Raw genomic sequence first — 14,510 nt, forward strand, 5'->3', positions numbered from 1 at the left:
CGGAACCGGCGATCACGCTTCTTGCGAAGCGCCCTCGGGACCGAGGGTGTTACACGCCGAAGCCGGGCGGTCGCGGGCAGGGCCGCGGAAGTGGACGGTCCGAAACGGACACCGGCGCTCCGGGGAGCGGACTCCCCGGAGCGCCGGCATCACCTCACCCCCCACCACAAGGGGTCGGCTGCCCAGTCGCCCGTCGGCGCGGAGCACAACGGACGACCAGGTCGATGGCGGGTTACCCGGCTCAGCGCCGTTCGAACCACGCAGCTGCGTCGACCGGCAGGACGTGACCCGGTCCCTGCTCGGTGAGTTCCTCGCTGGCGACGATCGGCCGGCCGTACCCCTCGACCACGACCGCGGCGCCGCTGATGTTGACCACGCAGGTCAGGGTGATGGCACCGTCGGTGCGGTGGAAGGCCAGCACGCCCGGTTCGGTCTCCAGCCAGGTCACGCCGCCGGTCGTGCCGGCCAGGGCCGGGTGCTCGCGCCGGATCCGCAGCGCCGCGCGGTAGAGCTCCAGCGTCGAGCCGGGCACGCCCGCCTGGGCGGCCACCGAGAGGGCACGCCAGGTCGCCGGGGCCGGCAGCCAGCTCAGCTCGCAACCCTGCGGGCCGAAGCCGTACGGGGCCAGCTCGCCGCTCCACGGGATCGGCACCCGGCAGCCGTCCCGGCTCTCCCCGGTGCGCAGGAACGCCGGGTCCTGGCGCAGCTCGTCGGGGATGTCCAGCACCTCGGGCAGGCCCAGCTCCTCGCCCTGGTAGACGTAGGCGCAGCCGGGCAGGGCCAGCATCAGCAGGGCGGCGGCGCGGGCGCGGCGCAGGCCGACCTCGCCGTCGCCGTACCGGGTGACGTGCCGCTGGCGGTCGTGGTTGGAGAGCACCCAGGTGGTCGGGGCGCCGACGATGGTCGACTCGGCCAGCGCGGTGTCGATGACCTTGCGGAACGAGTCGGCCGACCAGGTGGCGTCGAGGAAGTCGAAGCTGAACGCCTGGTGCAGCTCGTCCGGCCCGATGTAGCGGGCCAGCCGCTGCGGGGTCTCCGCCCACGCCTCGGCCACCGCCATCCGGCCGCCCGGGTAGCTGTCCAGGATCGGTCGCCAGGCGCGGTAGATGTCGTGCACCTCGTCCTGGTCGAAGTAGGGCAGGCGGCCCTTGCCGAGCAGTTCGGACTGGCGCTGGCCGGTGGTCATCGAGTTGAAGCCGACGTCCGGCAGCCCCTCGGCCTTGATCATTCCGTGCGCCACGTCGATGCGGAACCCGTCGACGCCGCGGTCCAGCCAGAAGCGGAGCACGTCCTCGAACTCGGCGCGGACCTGCGGGTGCCGCCAGTTCAGGTCGGGCTGGGCCGGGTCGAACAGGTGCAGGTACCACTGGCCGTCCGGCACCCGGGTCCAGGCCGGGCCGCCGAAGATGCTCTCCCAGTCGTTCGGTGGCAGCTCGCCGTTCTCGCCCTTGCCGTCGGCGAAGAGGTAGAACTCCCGCTCCGGGGAGCCGGGGGCGGCGGCGAGCGCGGCCTGGAACCAGGGGTGCTGGCTGGAGGTGTGGTTCGGGACCAGGTCGACGATGATCCGCAGGCCGAGGGCGTGCGCGTCGGTGATCATCGCGTCGAAGTCGGTGAGCGAGCCGAACAGCGGGTCGACGTCGCGGTAGTCGGCGACGTCGTAGCCGGCGTCGATCTGCGGCGAGGTGTAGAAGGGGGTGAGCCAGAGCGCGTCGACCCCGAGGTCGCGCAGGTACGGCAGGCGCTCGCGGATGCCCTGGAGGTCACCCACGCCGTCGCCGTTGGCGTCGGCGAAGCTGCGGACGTAGACCTGGTAGACGACCGCGGAACGCCACCAGTCGTCGTCGGCGGTCAGCGGGGCCGGGTTGGTGGCGTCGGTCATCGGTGACGATCCCCGTTCTGTGGCGCGGGACGGCGTGAGCCCGCGCGGGGGTGGGTGATGGGCGCGGGTGTCAGAGCAGAATGCCGGCCCAGCGCTGCAAGAGTCAAGCATTCCTTGCGCAAGAAATGACGGCCGTCACCCTCCGGCCAGGGTAACGTCACCTTCCGGCATGTCCCAAGAAGTGGGACGCGTCGGGCCGGGGCGGGACGCGCGGACGGTCGCTCGGTGGGAGCGCGTCCACGAGGCGGTCTCCGACCGCCGCCCTGATCGAGCACGGATCGCCCCTGGCGGCGTGCCGCGGGCTGCGGGCGCGGGATTGCCGACGGTGTCGTGACGCGGCCCGCGGCCTCGCTCGACCCGCGCCGCGGTGGCGAGATCGACTCCATGTCGGCGAGGTGGCGGGGTCACGGGGGCCCGGATGCCGCCACCTCGCCGACATGGCGAGACGGCACCAGCCGGAGCGCCGGCGGGGCCGGGCCGGGGCGGGGCGGGGCGGGGGTGGGCCGTCAGGCGGGGACGGCGAGCGCGGGCGGCACCGGCCGCTGCCGCTTCGGGCCCCCGGGCGCCTGGGTGGCGCCGGCCTGACGGACCACGGCGGTGGAGCCGCGCACCACCAGTTCGGGGCGGAACAGGTACTCCGAGTGCGGGGCGGCGTGCCCGTTGATCTCGTCGACCAGGGCGCGGACCGCGGCGACCGCCATCGCCGCCACCGGCTGCCGCATGGTGGTCAGCGGCGGGTCGGTGAAGGCCATCAGCGGTGAGTCGTCGTACCCGACCACCGAGAGGTCGCCGGGGACCGACATGCCGCGCTGCCGGGCCGCCCGGATCGCGCCGAGGGCCATCAGGTCGGAGCCGCAGACGATGCCGGTGACCCCGCGCTCGATCAGCCGTCCGGCGGCGGCCTCGCCGCCCTCGACGCCGAAGAGCGAGAGTTCGGCCAGCTCGGTCAGGTCCGCCTCGGTGGCTCCGGCCAGTCGCATCATCGCGGCCCGGAAACCGGCCACCCGGCGCTGTACCGGCACGAACCGGTCCGGGCCGGTGATCAGGCCGATCCGGCGGTGGCCGAGTGCGACGAGGTGGGCGACGGCCAGTTCGGTGGCCTCCCCGTCGTCGCAGGAGACGAAGGGGGCGGCAATGCCCGGCGCGTACCCGTTGATCATCACGATCGGCAGCGGGCGGGCGATCAGCGCCCGGTAGCGGTCGTGGTTGGCGGCCGTGTCGGCGTGCAGGCCGGAGACGAAGACGATCCCGGAGACCTGCCGGTCCAGCAGCATCTCGACGTACTCGTCCTCGGTGACCCCGCCGGGGGTCTGGGTGCAGAGCACCGGGGTGAACCCGCTCTGCGCCAGGGTCGACTCGATGACCTGGGCGAACGCGGGGAAGATCGGGTTGTCCAGCTCCGGTACGACCAGCCCGACGAGCCCGGCGCTGCGCTTGCGCAGCCGGGCGGGGCGCTCGTAACCGAGCACATCGAGGGCGGTCAGGACGGCCTGCCGGGTCTCGGGGGCCACTCCGGGGCGGTCGTTGAGCACCCGCGACACCGTGGCCTCGCTGACTTCGGCCTGCTGGGCGATGTCGGACAGTCGAGCGCGCATGGCGGCACTTTAGCTCACGGGCAAGTTCTTGCGTACACTTCTGCAAGCCCTTCCATTCTCTGCAACCTCTTGCTAACGTCCCCGCAACACGCGAGAGCAGCGGCGCAGCACCCCGGCGCCGGTTAGGCAAGAACTTACAGAGGTTTCCACTGGCGGGCCGCCCTTCCCCCGGCGGTACGCCACAACGACAGGAGTACCGATGCGCATCCGTACCGCGGGTGTGGTCGCCGTTCTCGGTCTGGCGCTCGCTGCGTCCGGCTGCGGCGACAACAGCAAGGACGAGCCGGCCGCGAAGGAATCCCCCAAGGCCGCGAGCGGCAAGCTCGTGATCTGGGCCGACGACAAGCGGGCCGCCGCCCTCAAGCCGTTCGGCGACAAGTTCGGCCAGGAGAACGGCGTCACCGTCGAGGTCCAGGCCGTCTCCAAGGACCTGCAGACCAACTTCGTCACCGCCTCCCAGCAGGGCAGCGGCCCGGACGTCGTGGTCGGCGCGCACGACTGGATCGGCAACCTGGTCCAGAACGGCGCCATCGACCCGGTGCAGCTCGCCGCCGAGCAGAAGAGCGGCTTCAACGAGACCGCCCTCAAGGCCGTGACCTTCAACGGCCAGCTGTACGGCGTCCCCTACGCCATGGAGAACGTGGCGCTGATCCGCAACACCGAGCTGGCCCCCGAGGCCCCGAAGACGATCGAGGACCTGGTCGCCGCCGGTAAGAAGCTCAAGGCGGAGAAGAAGGCCAGCGAGATCCTCTGCCTCCAGTCCGGCCAGAACGGCGACGCGTACCACATCTACCCGCTGTACACCTCGGGCGGCGGCTACCTCTTCGGGACCGCCGCCAACGGCGACTACGACCCGAAGGACCTCGGCGTCGGCAAGCCGGAGTCGATCGAGGCGTTCAAGAAGATCGCCAAGCTGGGTGAGAAGGGCGACGGCGCGCTGAAGCGCTCCATCACCGGCGAGAACTCGATCGCCACCTTCACCGGCAAGAAGTGCGCCTACCTGGTCTCCGGCCCGTGGGCGATCGCCGACGCCAAGAAGGCCGGCATCAAGTACGACATCTCCCCGGTCCCCGGCTTCGCCGGTGGCAAGGAGGCCCAGCCGTTCGTGGGCGTCCAGTCGTTCTACGTCGCCTCGAAGGGCAAGAACAAGGCCCTGGCCCAGGAGTTCGTCGCGAACTACGTGACCACCCCCGAGCTGGCCGTCGCCCTGTACAACGCCGAGCCGCGTCCGCCGGCGCTGACCGCCGCCCTGGACCAGGTCAAGGGCAGCGACCCGGACCTGGCCAAGTTCCAGGAGGCCGGCAAGAACGGCCAGGTGCTCCCGGCGATCCCTGCCATGGCCGCGATCTGGGACCCGTTCGGCAAGGCGGAGGCCGCCATCATCGGCGGCGCCGACCCGGCCAAGACGATCACCTCGGCCGGTAACACGATCGCCGGTCAGATCAAGTAATGAGCACGTCGCTGTCCGGCCCGGGGTCTGCCCAGCAGACCCCGGGCCGGGGGCCCGTCCGCTCCGGGTCCCCGCGCAAGTCCCGTACCGCGCGGAACCACGCGCCGATCACCCTGACCGGCCTCGTCGTCAAGGTGGTCCTGCTCGGCCTGGTGGCCGGGATCGCGATCTGGGCGGCCTTCCCGCTCATCGAGGCGAAGCTCTGGGCCGGCCTGGCCGTCCTGCTGGCGACCACCGCCGGCCTGTTCTACCTCTACCTGACGCCCCGGCACATCCCGGGCAAGTACCTGATCCCGGGCACGCTCTTCCTGGTGGCGTTCCAGGTCTTCCCGGTGCTCTACACCGCGAGTACCGCCTTCACGAACTTCGGCGACGGCCACCGCGGCAGCAAGGACGAGGCGATCGTCGCCATCCAGAGCGGCTCGGTGAAGCAGGTCCCGGGGTCCACCCAGTTCCCGCTGACCGTCGCCACCAAGGGCGACCCGGCCACCGGCGCACTGGTCTTCCTGGTCACCGACCCGAAGACCGACACCGTCTCCGTCGGCGACACCGAGGGACTGCGCCAACTCGACGCCGCCGACGTCACCGTCGCGCCGGGCGGCAAGGTCACCGCCGCCGACGGCTACACCATCCTCAACTTCGGCCAGGCTAGCGCTCGCAGCCAGGACATCACCGACCTGGTGGTGCCGACCTCCGGCGGTGCGCTGCGTTCCTCCGGCCTGTCCCGGGCGTACGAGGGCAAGGCGGTCCGGGCGTACGACGCGGGCTGCGACTGCATCAAGGACAGCGAGAGCGGCAAGATCTGGAGCGCCGACGAGTCGGTCGGCTCCTTCGTCTCCGCCGACGGCGAGGCGCTGGCCCAGGGCTGGCGGGTCAACGTCGGGCTCGAGAACTTCTCCCGGGTGATCACCGACCCGGCCATCTCCGGCCCGTTCTTCGGCACCCTGCTGTGGAACTTCGCCTTCGCGATCGGCTCGACCGGCTTCACGTTCCTGCTCGGCATGGGCATCGCGCTGGCGCTGCACTCGCCCCGGATGCGCGGCACCAACTTCTACCGGGTGCTGCTGATCCTGCCGTACGCCATGCCGTCGTTCGCGATGCTGCTGGTCTGGCGGGACATGTTCAACACCGACTTCGGCCTGATCAACAACCTGTTCGGGCTCGGGGTGGACTGGTTCGGCGAGACCTGGTCGGCCCGGATCGCGGTGCTGCTGGTCCAGCTCTGGCTCGGCTACCCGTACATGTTCCTGGTGGCCACCGGTGCGCTCCAGGCCATCCCGAAGGAGCTGACCGAGGCCACCTCGGTCGACGGGGCGTCGCCCTTCCAGTCGTTCAAGGCGGTCACCCTGCCGCTGCTGCTGGTGGCGATCTCGCCGCTGCTGATCGCGTCGTTCGCGTACAACTTCAACAACTTCAACGCGATCTACCTGACCACCGAGGGTGGGCCCTTCCCGGCGGACAACCCGACGGCCGGCGCCACCGACCTGCTGATCACGTACACCTACCGGCTGGCCTTCGGCGCACAGGGCGCCGAGTACGGCCTGGCCGCCGCCGTCTCGATCTTCATCTTCACGATCGTGGCGACGGTGTCGGCGATCAGCTTCTCGCGCACCCGCAAGCAGGAGGAGGTGTACTCGTGAGCACGTACGCGGACGCCCCGGTGGCCAACCGCAACGGCAAGGGCAGGTCCAAGAACCGCTGGTTCAGCCAGGTGGGGTGGCGGCACCTGGTCGGGGTGCTGGCGGTGGCGTTCAGCCTCTTCCCGATCCTGTTCGTCCTCTCGGCGGCGCTCAACCCGCTCGGTACCCTCTCCTCCACCGAGCTGGTGCCGACCGGCGCCTCGTTGGAGAACTTCACCAACCTGTTCGAGCGGACGGCCTTCGGGCACTGGTTCCTCAACTCGCTGCTGCTCGCCGGGGTGGCCAGCTTCGCGTCGATCTTCCTGTCGGCGCTGGCGGCGTACGCCTTCTCCCGGATGCGCTTCGCCGGGCGCCGGGTCGGGCTGCTCTCGCTGCTGCTGATCCAGATGTTCCCGCAGTTCCTGGCGATCGTGGCGATCTTCCTGATCTTCACCACGGTCACCGACCTGTGGCCGTCGATCGGCTTCAACACCCCGTGGGGCCTGTTCCTGCTCTACATGGGCGCCGCCCTCGGGGCGAACACCTGGCTGATGAAGGGCTTCTTCGACACCCTGCCGAAGGAACTGGACGAATCCGCCACCATGGACGGCGCCTCGCACGCCCAGGTCTTCTTCCGGATCATGCTGCCGCTGGTGGCGCCGATCCTGGCGGTGACGGGCCTGCTCGCCTTCATCGGCTCGATCAACGAGTTCCTGATCGCCAACGTGTTCCTCACCAACACCAACTCGAAGACCCTCGCGGTCGGCATGTTCGGCCTGGTGGCCGGTGAGCGCAACAACAACTTCGGGATCTTCGCGGCGGGCACCCTGCTCACCGCCATCCCGACGGTGCTGGTGTTCCAGCTCCTCCAGCGCTACATCGTCTCCGGCCTCACCGCCGGAGCGGTCAAGGGCTGATGAATCGGAGGGGTGGTCGCTCTCCGCGGAGGGCGAGGTCAGCGGTCCGGGTTCGACCGGGCCGCTGACCAGCGGGTCGGGTCCGAATGGGCCGCCGTCCAGTGGGCCGGGTCCGTGCGGGCCCGGCCCCCACCCCGACGAGCAACGCTGCGGCAAGGGCGTCGGCGTCGACGACGTACACCGGAGCAGTTCCGGGGCGACCGGGAGGTCGTCCCCTCTCCTCCTCGTACCTCGTACCCGAAAGGTTCTGCCATGTCCCTGCAGCCGCACCACGACGGATCCGCCACCTACGTGCCCGAGCAGGAGCCCGCGCTCGGGCAGACCGTGCCGGTCTTCGTCCGCGTCCCGGCCGGCGCCGACGTCCGCCAGGTGCACGTCCGGACCACCGGGGACGGCGAGCCCCGCTTCGCCGAGGCCGTCGTCGACCGCACCGACGGCGGTGACGTCTGGTGGCGGGCCGACGTCGAGGTCCGCAATCCGGTCAGCAACTACCGCTTCATGCTCTCCGGCGCGGAGGGGAACCGCTGGCTCAACGCCGCCGGCCCGGTCGCCCACGACGTGCCCGACAACGGTGACTTCAAGCTGGTCAGCTACGCCCCGCCGCCGGCCTGGGCGCGCGACGCGGTGATCTACCAGATCTTCCCCGACCGGTTCGCCCGCTCCGCCGCCGCCGACTCCCGTACCTCACCGGACTGGGCGATCCCGTGTGACTGGGACACCCCGGTGATCGGCCGCGGACCGGAGACGCCGCGGCAGTTCTACGGCGGTGACCTGGACGGCATCACCGAGCACCTGGACCACCTCGACCGGCTCGGCGTCAACACCCTCTACCTCACCCCGATCTTCCCGGCCCGCTCCAACCACCGGTACGACGCCGCCAGCTTCGACACCGTCGACCCGTTGCTCGGCGGCGACGCCGCGCTGGCCCGCCTCGCCGACGCGGTGCGCGCCCGGGGCTGGCGGCTGCTCGGCGACATCACCAGCAACCACACCGGCGACGCGCACGAGTGGTTCACCGCGGCCGTCTCCGACGTCGACGCCCCCGAGCGGGAGCTGTACTACTTCGACCTGGCCGGCGGTGACTACGAGTCCTGGAACGGGGTCAAGTCGCTGCCGAAGCTGAACTGGGGCAGCGCCGAGCTGCGCCGCCGCTTCGCCACCGCCGAGGACTCGCTGCTGCGCCGCTGGCTGCGCCCGCCGTACGGCCTCGACGGCTGGCGGGTCGACGTGGCGAACATGACCGGCCGGCGCGGCGCGGACGCGTACACCCACGAGGTGGCCCGGCTGCTGCGCGAGGTGGTGGCCGACACCCGCCCCGACGGGCTGCTGCTCGCCGAGCACGGCCACGACCACACCGGTGACCTGGACCGGAACGGCTGGCACGGCACGATGAACTACGTCGGCTTCACCGACCCCGTCTGGTCCTGGCTGCGCCACGGCGAAGACCCGGTGCCGAACTTCCTCGGCACCCCCGGCGGGGTGCGCCGGCGGGACGCCGACGCGGTGCTGGCCACCATGAACACCTACCGGTCGCTGATCTCCTGGCGGTCGTACACGCACTCCTGGCAGCTGCTCGGCTCGCACGACTCGGCCCGGATCCGCACCGTGGTCGGCGACGCGGCCCGGCAGGAGGTGGCCGCCGGCCTGCTCGCCACCATGCCGGGCACCCCGGTGATCTTCGCCGGTGACGAGCTGGGGCTGACCGGCACCAACGGCGAGGGCTCGCGTACCCCGATGCCGTGGCACCGGCCGCAGAGCTGGGACCAGGCGACCTTCGCCGCGTACCGGGGGCTGCTGGCGCTGCGCCGCGACGAGCCGGCGCTGCGCCACGGCGGCCTGCGCTGGGTGCACGCCGACGCCGACACGCTGGTCTTCCTCCGCGAGGCTCCCACCGGCTCGGTGCTGGTGCTGGCCCGCCGCGCCGCCGGCGCACCGGTCCGGTTGGCCGGCCTGTCGGCCGGGGAGAACGCCTACGGCGGCGCTCCGGCGCTGCGCCCGGACACCGACGGCACGGTCACCCTCCCGGCTGACGGCCCCACCTTCCAGGTCTGGCGCCTGTCCTGACTGTCCCCACCGCGCGATCTTGCAGTTTTGGCCGGAGATCTGGGGCGTTTGTTCTGATCTGTGGAGACCCAAAGTGCAAGATCGCCGGGGTGGGGCGGGTGGAGGTCACGGATTGAGGTCAGCGGGGCGGGGGCGCTACTACGAATTGTCGTTGATGGGGGAGGATGGCCGGCGTGGAAGCTCTTCGACTCGTACTCCTCTACGTCCATCTGATCGGGTTCGCGCTGCTGCTCGGCGGCGCCGCCGTCCAGTACCTCAGCGGCCGGCTGCTGGTCAACACGGCCATGCTCTGGGGCGCGGTGATCCAGCTGCTCACCGGCATCGGCCTCTCCGCGCCGCTGCGCGACGGTGACGAGCCGGCCCCCGCCAAACTTGTTACCAAGTTGGTGCTGGCACTGCTGATCTTTGTCATGGTCTTCTTCTCCCGTAAGCGGGAGCAGGTGGCCCGCGGCCACTTCCTCGCGATCATCGGATTGACCCTGGTCACCGCCGCCGTGGCGGTCTTCTGGCGGTAGTCCGCCGGAGCTGTCCGAGGGTCGCGGGAATGGGACGTACGGGACACCCGGAGGGTCACTCGCCAGTACGGTGAGTGATCTGCCCCACGCCACGGTCACACCCGGATAACAGGCGCTCAACAGTCGTGCACGATTGGCGGCCGGTGGTCGGGCGCGGGCGTACGCTCCCGTCCGTAACGTGGGATGCCGGCAGCACAGCGCTCGTCGGTCAAAGGCTGCCACCGCATCAACCGCGGTGAGCAATGGAAGGAGACGTCTTGCGCTCTGTGCGTGGGATGCGGATCGCCTCCGCCTTCGTGGCGGGTGGGCTCGTGCTGGGCGCCGCTGCGTGTGGTGAGGCTCCCGAGGACGACAACAACGCCGGCACCGGCGGCAAGAAGTACAGCGCCTGCATGGTGACCGACGTCGGTGGCATCGACGACAAGTCCTTCAACACCTCCGCCTGGAAGGGCCTTCAGGAGGCGAAGAAGGAGAACGACAACATCGACATCAAGTACGTCGCGTCCAAGGCCGAGGCGGACTACGAGGTCAACCTGACCGGGTACGTCAACCAGAAGTGCGACTTCATCCTGGCCGTCGGTGGCCTGATGACGGACGCCACCAAGAAGATCGCGGAGGCGAACCCGAACCAGCAGTTCGGCATCGTCGACTCGAACCCGGGCGTCGGCAACATCTACCCGATGCAGTTCGACACCGCCCAGGCCGCCTTCCAGGCCGGCTACCTGGCCGCCGGGATGAGCAAGTCCGGCAAGGTCGGCACCTACGGTGGCCTGCCGATCCCGCCGGTGACCATCTTCATGGACGGCTTCGCCGACGGTGTGGCGTACTACAACAAGGCCAAGGGCAAGAACGTCCAGGTCCTCGGTTGGGACAAGGCGGCCCAGAAGGGTTCCTTCACCAACGACTTCCAGAAGCAGGACGAGGGCAAGAAGGTCTCCGACGCGCTGGTCGCCCAGGGCGCGGACATCATCATGCCGGTCGCCGGCGGCGCCGGCCTCGGCACCACCTCCGCGGCCAAGGCCTCCGGTGGCAAGTACTCGGTCATCTGGGTCGACGTCGACGGCTGCGAGAGCACCCCGGACTGCGCGGTGCTGCTGACCACCGTCGTGAAGAACATCCCGGACGCCGTCAAGGAGGCCGTGCTCAAGGCCGCCGGTGGCGAGAAGCTCCAGGCGACCCCGGGCTTCGTCGGCAACCTGGCGAACAACGGCGTCTCGATCGCCCCGTACCACGAGTTCGACAGCAAGGTCCCGGCCGAGCTGAAGGCCGAGGTCGAGAAGATCAAGGCGGACATCGCCGCCGGCACCATCACGGTCACCTCGAAGGCCCAGCCGACCAAGTGACCGCCTCCCCGGCCGCCGCGATGGGATCATCGGCAGCGGAGGCCGGCGGGCACCAGGCATGACGATCGGCCGCCTCGGCCCACGTGGGGAAGACCCCACGGACGCCGGGGCGGCCGATCCGCTCCACCGGCCGGCCGACCCCGTCGGTCGGCCGGCCGACCGGCAGCTACGCTGCACCATCGCTCGCACTCCAGGAGGTTGCGCTGAGACTCGAACTGCGCGGCATCACCAAACGGTTCGGTGATCTGGTCGCCAACGACCACATCGACCTGACGGTGGAGCCTGGAGAGATCCACGCCCTGCTCGGTGAGAACGGCGCCGGCAAGTCGACCCTGATGAACGTCCTGTACGGGCTCTACCAGCCCGACGAGGGCGAGATCCTGGTCGATGGCGAGCCGCTGAAGCTGAGGGGCCCGTCGGACGCGATCGCGGCCGGGATCGGCATGGTGCACCAGCACTTCATGCTCGTGCCGGTCTTCACCGTCGCGGAGAACATCATGCTCGGCGCCGAGCAGGTCAGAGGCGGCATCGTCGGCTTCCTCGACCGGCGGCGGGCCCGGCGCGAGGTCGCCGAGGTCTCCGAGCGGTACAACCTGCGCGTCGACCCGGACGCGGTGATCGAGGACCTGCCGGTCGGCATCCAGCAGCGGGTGGAGATCGTCAAGGCGCTCACCCGCGACGTCGACCTGCTCATCCTCGACGAGCCGACCGCCGTGCTCACCCCGCAGGAGACCGAGGAACTGCTCGCGGTCATGCGGTCGCTCAAGGCCGCCGGCAAGTCGATCGTCTTCATCACCCACAAGCTGGGCGAGGTCAAGGCCATCGCCGACCGGATCACCGTGATCCGGCGCGGCAAGACCGTCGGCACCGCCTCCCCGCAGGCGAGCCGGGACGAGTTGGCCGCGCTGATGGTCGGCCGCAGCGTCAAGCTCACCGTGGAGAAGCAACCGGCCACCCCGGGCAAGCCGATCCTGGAGGTCAACGGCCTGGTCGTGGACGACGACCGGCGGGTGCGCGCGGTCGACGGCGTCGACCTGACCGTGCACGCCGGTGAGGTGCTGGGTGTCGCGGGCGTACAGGGCAACGGCCAGACCGAGCTGATCGAGGCGATCATGGGGCTGCGCCCGACGCTCGCCGGCTCGGTCACCCTCGACGGCCAGCCGATCCACGGCTGGTCCACCAAGAAGGTCCTGCACGCCGGGGTCGGCTACGTCCCCGAGGACCGCAGCGTCGACGGGTTGGTCAAGGAGTTCTCCGTGGCGGAGAACCTGGTCCTCGACATGTACGACCGGCCGCCTTTCGGCAGGGGCCTGGCCCTCAAGCCGGACGCCATCGCCAAGTCGGCGAAGGAGCGGATCGAGCAGTTCGACGTCCGTACCCCGTCGGCCGACGCCGCCGTGGGCACCCTCTCCGGCGGCAACCAGCAGAAGGTGATCGTGGCCCGGGAGCTGTCCCGGCCGCTGAAGCTCTTCATCGCCGCCCAGCCGACCCGGGGCGTCGACGTCGGCTCCATCGAGTTCATCCACAGCCGGGTGATCCGCGAGCGGGACGCCGGCACGGCCGTCATGGTCGTCTCCAGCGAGCTGGACGAGGTGATCGGGCTGGCCGACCGGATCGCGGTGATGTACCGCGGCCGGATCATCGGCCTCGTCGGCCCGAACACCCCCCGCGAGGAGATCGGCCTGCTGATGGCCGGCATCACCCCGGACACCGCCGGCCCGACCCCGCCCGGCGGCGCTCCCGGCGGGACGGACGACGCCACCCCGGCCCCGACCCCCGAGAGCCCTGGCAACGAGGACAAGGCATGACCAACTCCAACCCGGTCTCGGGCTCCCCGGACAAGGAGCCGGCGACCGAGGCGGCGCAGGCCGAGGCCGCCGGCGCGAACCGCGCCGCGACCATGACCGCCCCGAAGCGACCCGACGAGCCCCGCCCCTCGCTGGGCCGGCTCTTCCTGGAGAACCTCTGGGCCGCCAACACGGTCACCGTGACCGTGCTCGCGCTGCTGCTGGCGATGCTGTTCGGCGCGGTCCTGATCATCGTGTCGGACCCGGAGGTGCTGGCCACCTACGGCTACATCACCGCCCGTCCGGGTGACGCGCTCAACGCCAGCTGGACGGTGGTCAGCGAGGCGTACGCGAACCTGTTCAAGGGCGCGGTCTTCGACCCGGACGCCAGCGGTTTCTCCGCGGCGATGGGTCCGATCTCCGAGACGCTCACCTACACCGCCCCGCTGGTCTTCACCGGCCTGTCGGTCGCGCTCGCCTTCCGCGGCGGCCTGTTCAACATCGGCGCCCAGGGGCAGGCGACGATGGGCGTCATCCTGGCCGCCGTCGCCGGCTTCGCGCTGCCGCTGCCGCCGGTGGTGCACCTGATCGTCGCGCTGATCGCCGGCGCGATCGGTGGCGCCGTCTGGGGCTTCATCCCGGGCATCCTCAAGGCGCGGACCGGCGCGCACGAGGTGATCAACACGATCATGCTCAACTACGTCGCGGTCTACTTCCTCTCCTGGGTCATCATCCAGAACGGCGTGCAGAACCCGGAGCGGTCCGACGCGATCAGCAAGCCGGTCGACTCCTCCGCCCAGCTGCCCCGGCTGCTCGGCGACGACCTGCGGGTGCACGCCGGCATCCTGCTCGCGGTGCTGGCCACCTGGTTCGTCGCGTGGTTGCTCAACCGCTCGACGCTCGGCTTCGAGCTGCGCGCGGTCGGCGCCAACCCGGACGCCGCCCGGACCGCCGGCATCAGCGTCACCAAGACGTACGTGCTGGTGATGGCGGTCGCCGGCCTGCTCGCCGGCCTCGGCGGCAGCCAGATGGTGCTCGGTTCGACCGCGAACGCCCTGACCCCGCTGGTCGTCGCGCAGATCGGCTTCGACGGCATCCTGGTGGCGCTGCTCGGCCGGGTGAAGCCGTGGGGCGTGCTGCTGGCGGCGCTGCTCTTCGGCGCGCTCCAGGCCGGCGGCAACCGGATGCAGTCGTACTCCGGGATCTCGCTGGAGCTGGTCACCGTCCTCCAGGCGCTGATCGTCATCTTCATCGCCGCGCCGGCCCTGGTGAAGGCGATCTTCCAGCTCCGGGCCGCCCGCGCGGCCCGGCTGCAGACGAGCCTCGCGAAGGGCTGGTGAG

At 70.7% G+C, this 14,510-nt stretch carries 10 protein-coding genes; 8 read left to right on the forward strand and 2 right to left on the reverse strand.

Going from position 1 to position 14,510, the window contains the following annotated elements:
* Positions 1 to 241: 241 nt before the first annotated feature.
* Both ACPFP2_RS06935 and ACPFP2_RS06940 read right to left on the reverse strand, forming a co-directional pair.
* A complete protein-coding gene (locus ACPFP2_RS06935) occupies positions 242 to 1,879 on the reverse strand; it encodes a glycoside hydrolase family 13 protein (RefSeq protein ID WP_424087238.1) in 1,638 nt (545 codons plus the stop codon).
* A gap of 506 nt (positions 1,880 to 2,385) precedes the next feature.
* Positions 2,386 to 3,474, reverse strand: coding sequence for a LacI family DNA-binding transcriptional regulator (locus tag ACPFP2_RS06940; protein WP_424087240.1), 1,089 nt, complete (start codon positions 3,472 to 3,474; stop codon positions 2,386 to 2,388).
* A 199-nt stretch (positions 3,475 to 3,673) separates the two neighbouring features.
* On the opposite strand from ACPFP2_RS06940, the gene ACPFP2_RS06945 reads away from it, so the two are divergent.
* From ACPFP2_RS06945 to ACPFP2_RS06980, 8 genes are all read left to right on the forward strand, one after another.
* Positions 3,674 to 4,924: a sugar ABC transporter substrate-binding protein gene (locus ACPFP2_RS06945; protein WP_424087242.1), complete on the forward strand. Its 1,251-nt coding sequence runs from the start codon at positions 3,674 to 3,676 to the stop codon at positions 4,922 to 4,924.
* On the forward strand, positions 4,924 to 6,564 hold the full coding sequence (locus ACPFP2_RS06950; protein ID WP_424087244.1) for an ABC transporter permease subunit: 1,641 nt from the start codon (positions 4,924 to 4,926) through the stop codon (positions 6,562 to 6,564). Before ACPFP2_RS06945 ends, ACPFP2_RS06950 begins: the two co-directional genes overlap by 1 nt.
* The gene (locus ACPFP2_RS06955; RefSeq protein ID WP_424087246.1) at positions 6,561 to 7,460 is read left to right on the forward strand and encodes a sugar ABC transporter permease; all 900 of its coding nucleotides are present in this window, start codon (positions 6,561 to 6,563) and stop codon (positions 7,458 to 7,460) included. The genes ACPFP2_RS06950 and ACPFP2_RS06955 overlap by 4 nt, the downstream gene beginning before the upstream one ends.
* A gap of 252 nt (positions 7,461 to 7,712) precedes the next feature.
* The gene (locus ACPFP2_RS06960; protein WP_424087248.1) at positions 7,713 to 9,524 is read left to right on the forward strand and encodes a glycoside hydrolase family 13 protein; all 1,812 of its coding nucleotides are present in this window, start codon (positions 7,713 to 7,715) and stop codon (positions 9,522 to 9,524) included.
* A gap of 173 nt (positions 9,525 to 9,697) precedes the next feature.
* Complete coding sequence (locus ACPFP2_RS06965; RefSeq protein ID WP_424087249.1) at positions 9,698 to 10,039, forward strand: hypothetical protein; 342 nt, start codon at positions 9,698 to 9,700, stop codon at positions 10,037 to 10,039.
* A 275-nt stretch (positions 10,040 to 10,314) separates the two neighbouring features.
* The gene (locus ACPFP2_RS06970; RefSeq protein WP_424087543.1) at positions 10,315 to 11,382 is read left to right on the forward strand and encodes a BMP family lipoprotein; all 1,068 of its coding nucleotides are present in this window, start codon (positions 10,315 to 10,317) and stop codon (positions 11,380 to 11,382) included.
* Positions 11,383 to 11,465: 83 nt separating this feature from the next.
* Positions 11,466 to 13,190: an ABC transporter ATP-binding protein gene (locus ACPFP2_RS06975; protein ID WP_424087251.1), complete on the forward strand. Its 1,725-nt coding sequence runs from the start codon at positions 11,466 to 11,468 to the stop codon at positions 13,188 to 13,190.
* Complete coding sequence (locus tag ACPFP2_RS06980; RefSeq protein WP_424087253.1) at positions 13,187 to 14,509, forward strand: ABC transporter permease; 1,323 nt, start codon at positions 13,187 to 13,189, stop codon at positions 14,507 to 14,509. Before ACPFP2_RS06975 ends, ACPFP2_RS06980 begins: the two co-directional genes overlap by 4 nt.
* Position 14,510 lies beyond the last annotated feature (1 nt).

Origin of the sequence: Micromonospora citrea, assembly GCF_049629545.1 — a bacterium.
Taxonomy (GTDB): Bacteria; Actinomycetota; Actinomycetes; order Mycobacteriales; family Micromonosporaceae; genus Micromonospora; species Micromonospora citrea_A.

Coding starts and splice junctions, on each gene's coding strand:
- ACPFP2_RS06980 (WP_424087253.1), top strand. CDS start 13,187: ATGACCAACTCCAACCCGGTCTCGGGCTCCCCGGACAAGGAGCCGGCG.
- ACPFP2_RS06970 (WP_424087543.1), top strand. CDS start 10,315: ATGCGGATCGCCTCCGCCTTCGTGGCGGGTGGGCTCGTGCTGGGCGCC.
- ACPFP2_RS06935 (WP_424087238.1), bottom strand. CDS start 1,879: ATGACCGACGCCACCAACCCGGCCCCGCTGACCGCCGACGACGACTGG.
- ACPFP2_RS06940 (WP_424087240.1), bottom strand. CDS start 3,474: ATGCGCGCTCGACTGTCCGACATCGCCCAGCAGGCCGAAGTCAGCGAG.
- ACPFP2_RS06950 (WP_424087244.1), top strand. CDS start 4,924: ATGAGCACGTCGCTGTCCGGCCCGGGGTCTGCCCAGCAGACCCCGGGC.
- ACPFP2_RS06960 (WP_424087248.1), top strand. CDS start 7,713: ATGTCCCTGCAGCCGCACCACGACGGATCCGCCACCTACGTGCCCGAG.
- ACPFP2_RS06945 (WP_424087242.1), top strand. CDS start 3,674: ATGCGCATCCGTACCGCGGGTGTGGTCGCCGTTCTCGGTCTGGCGCTC.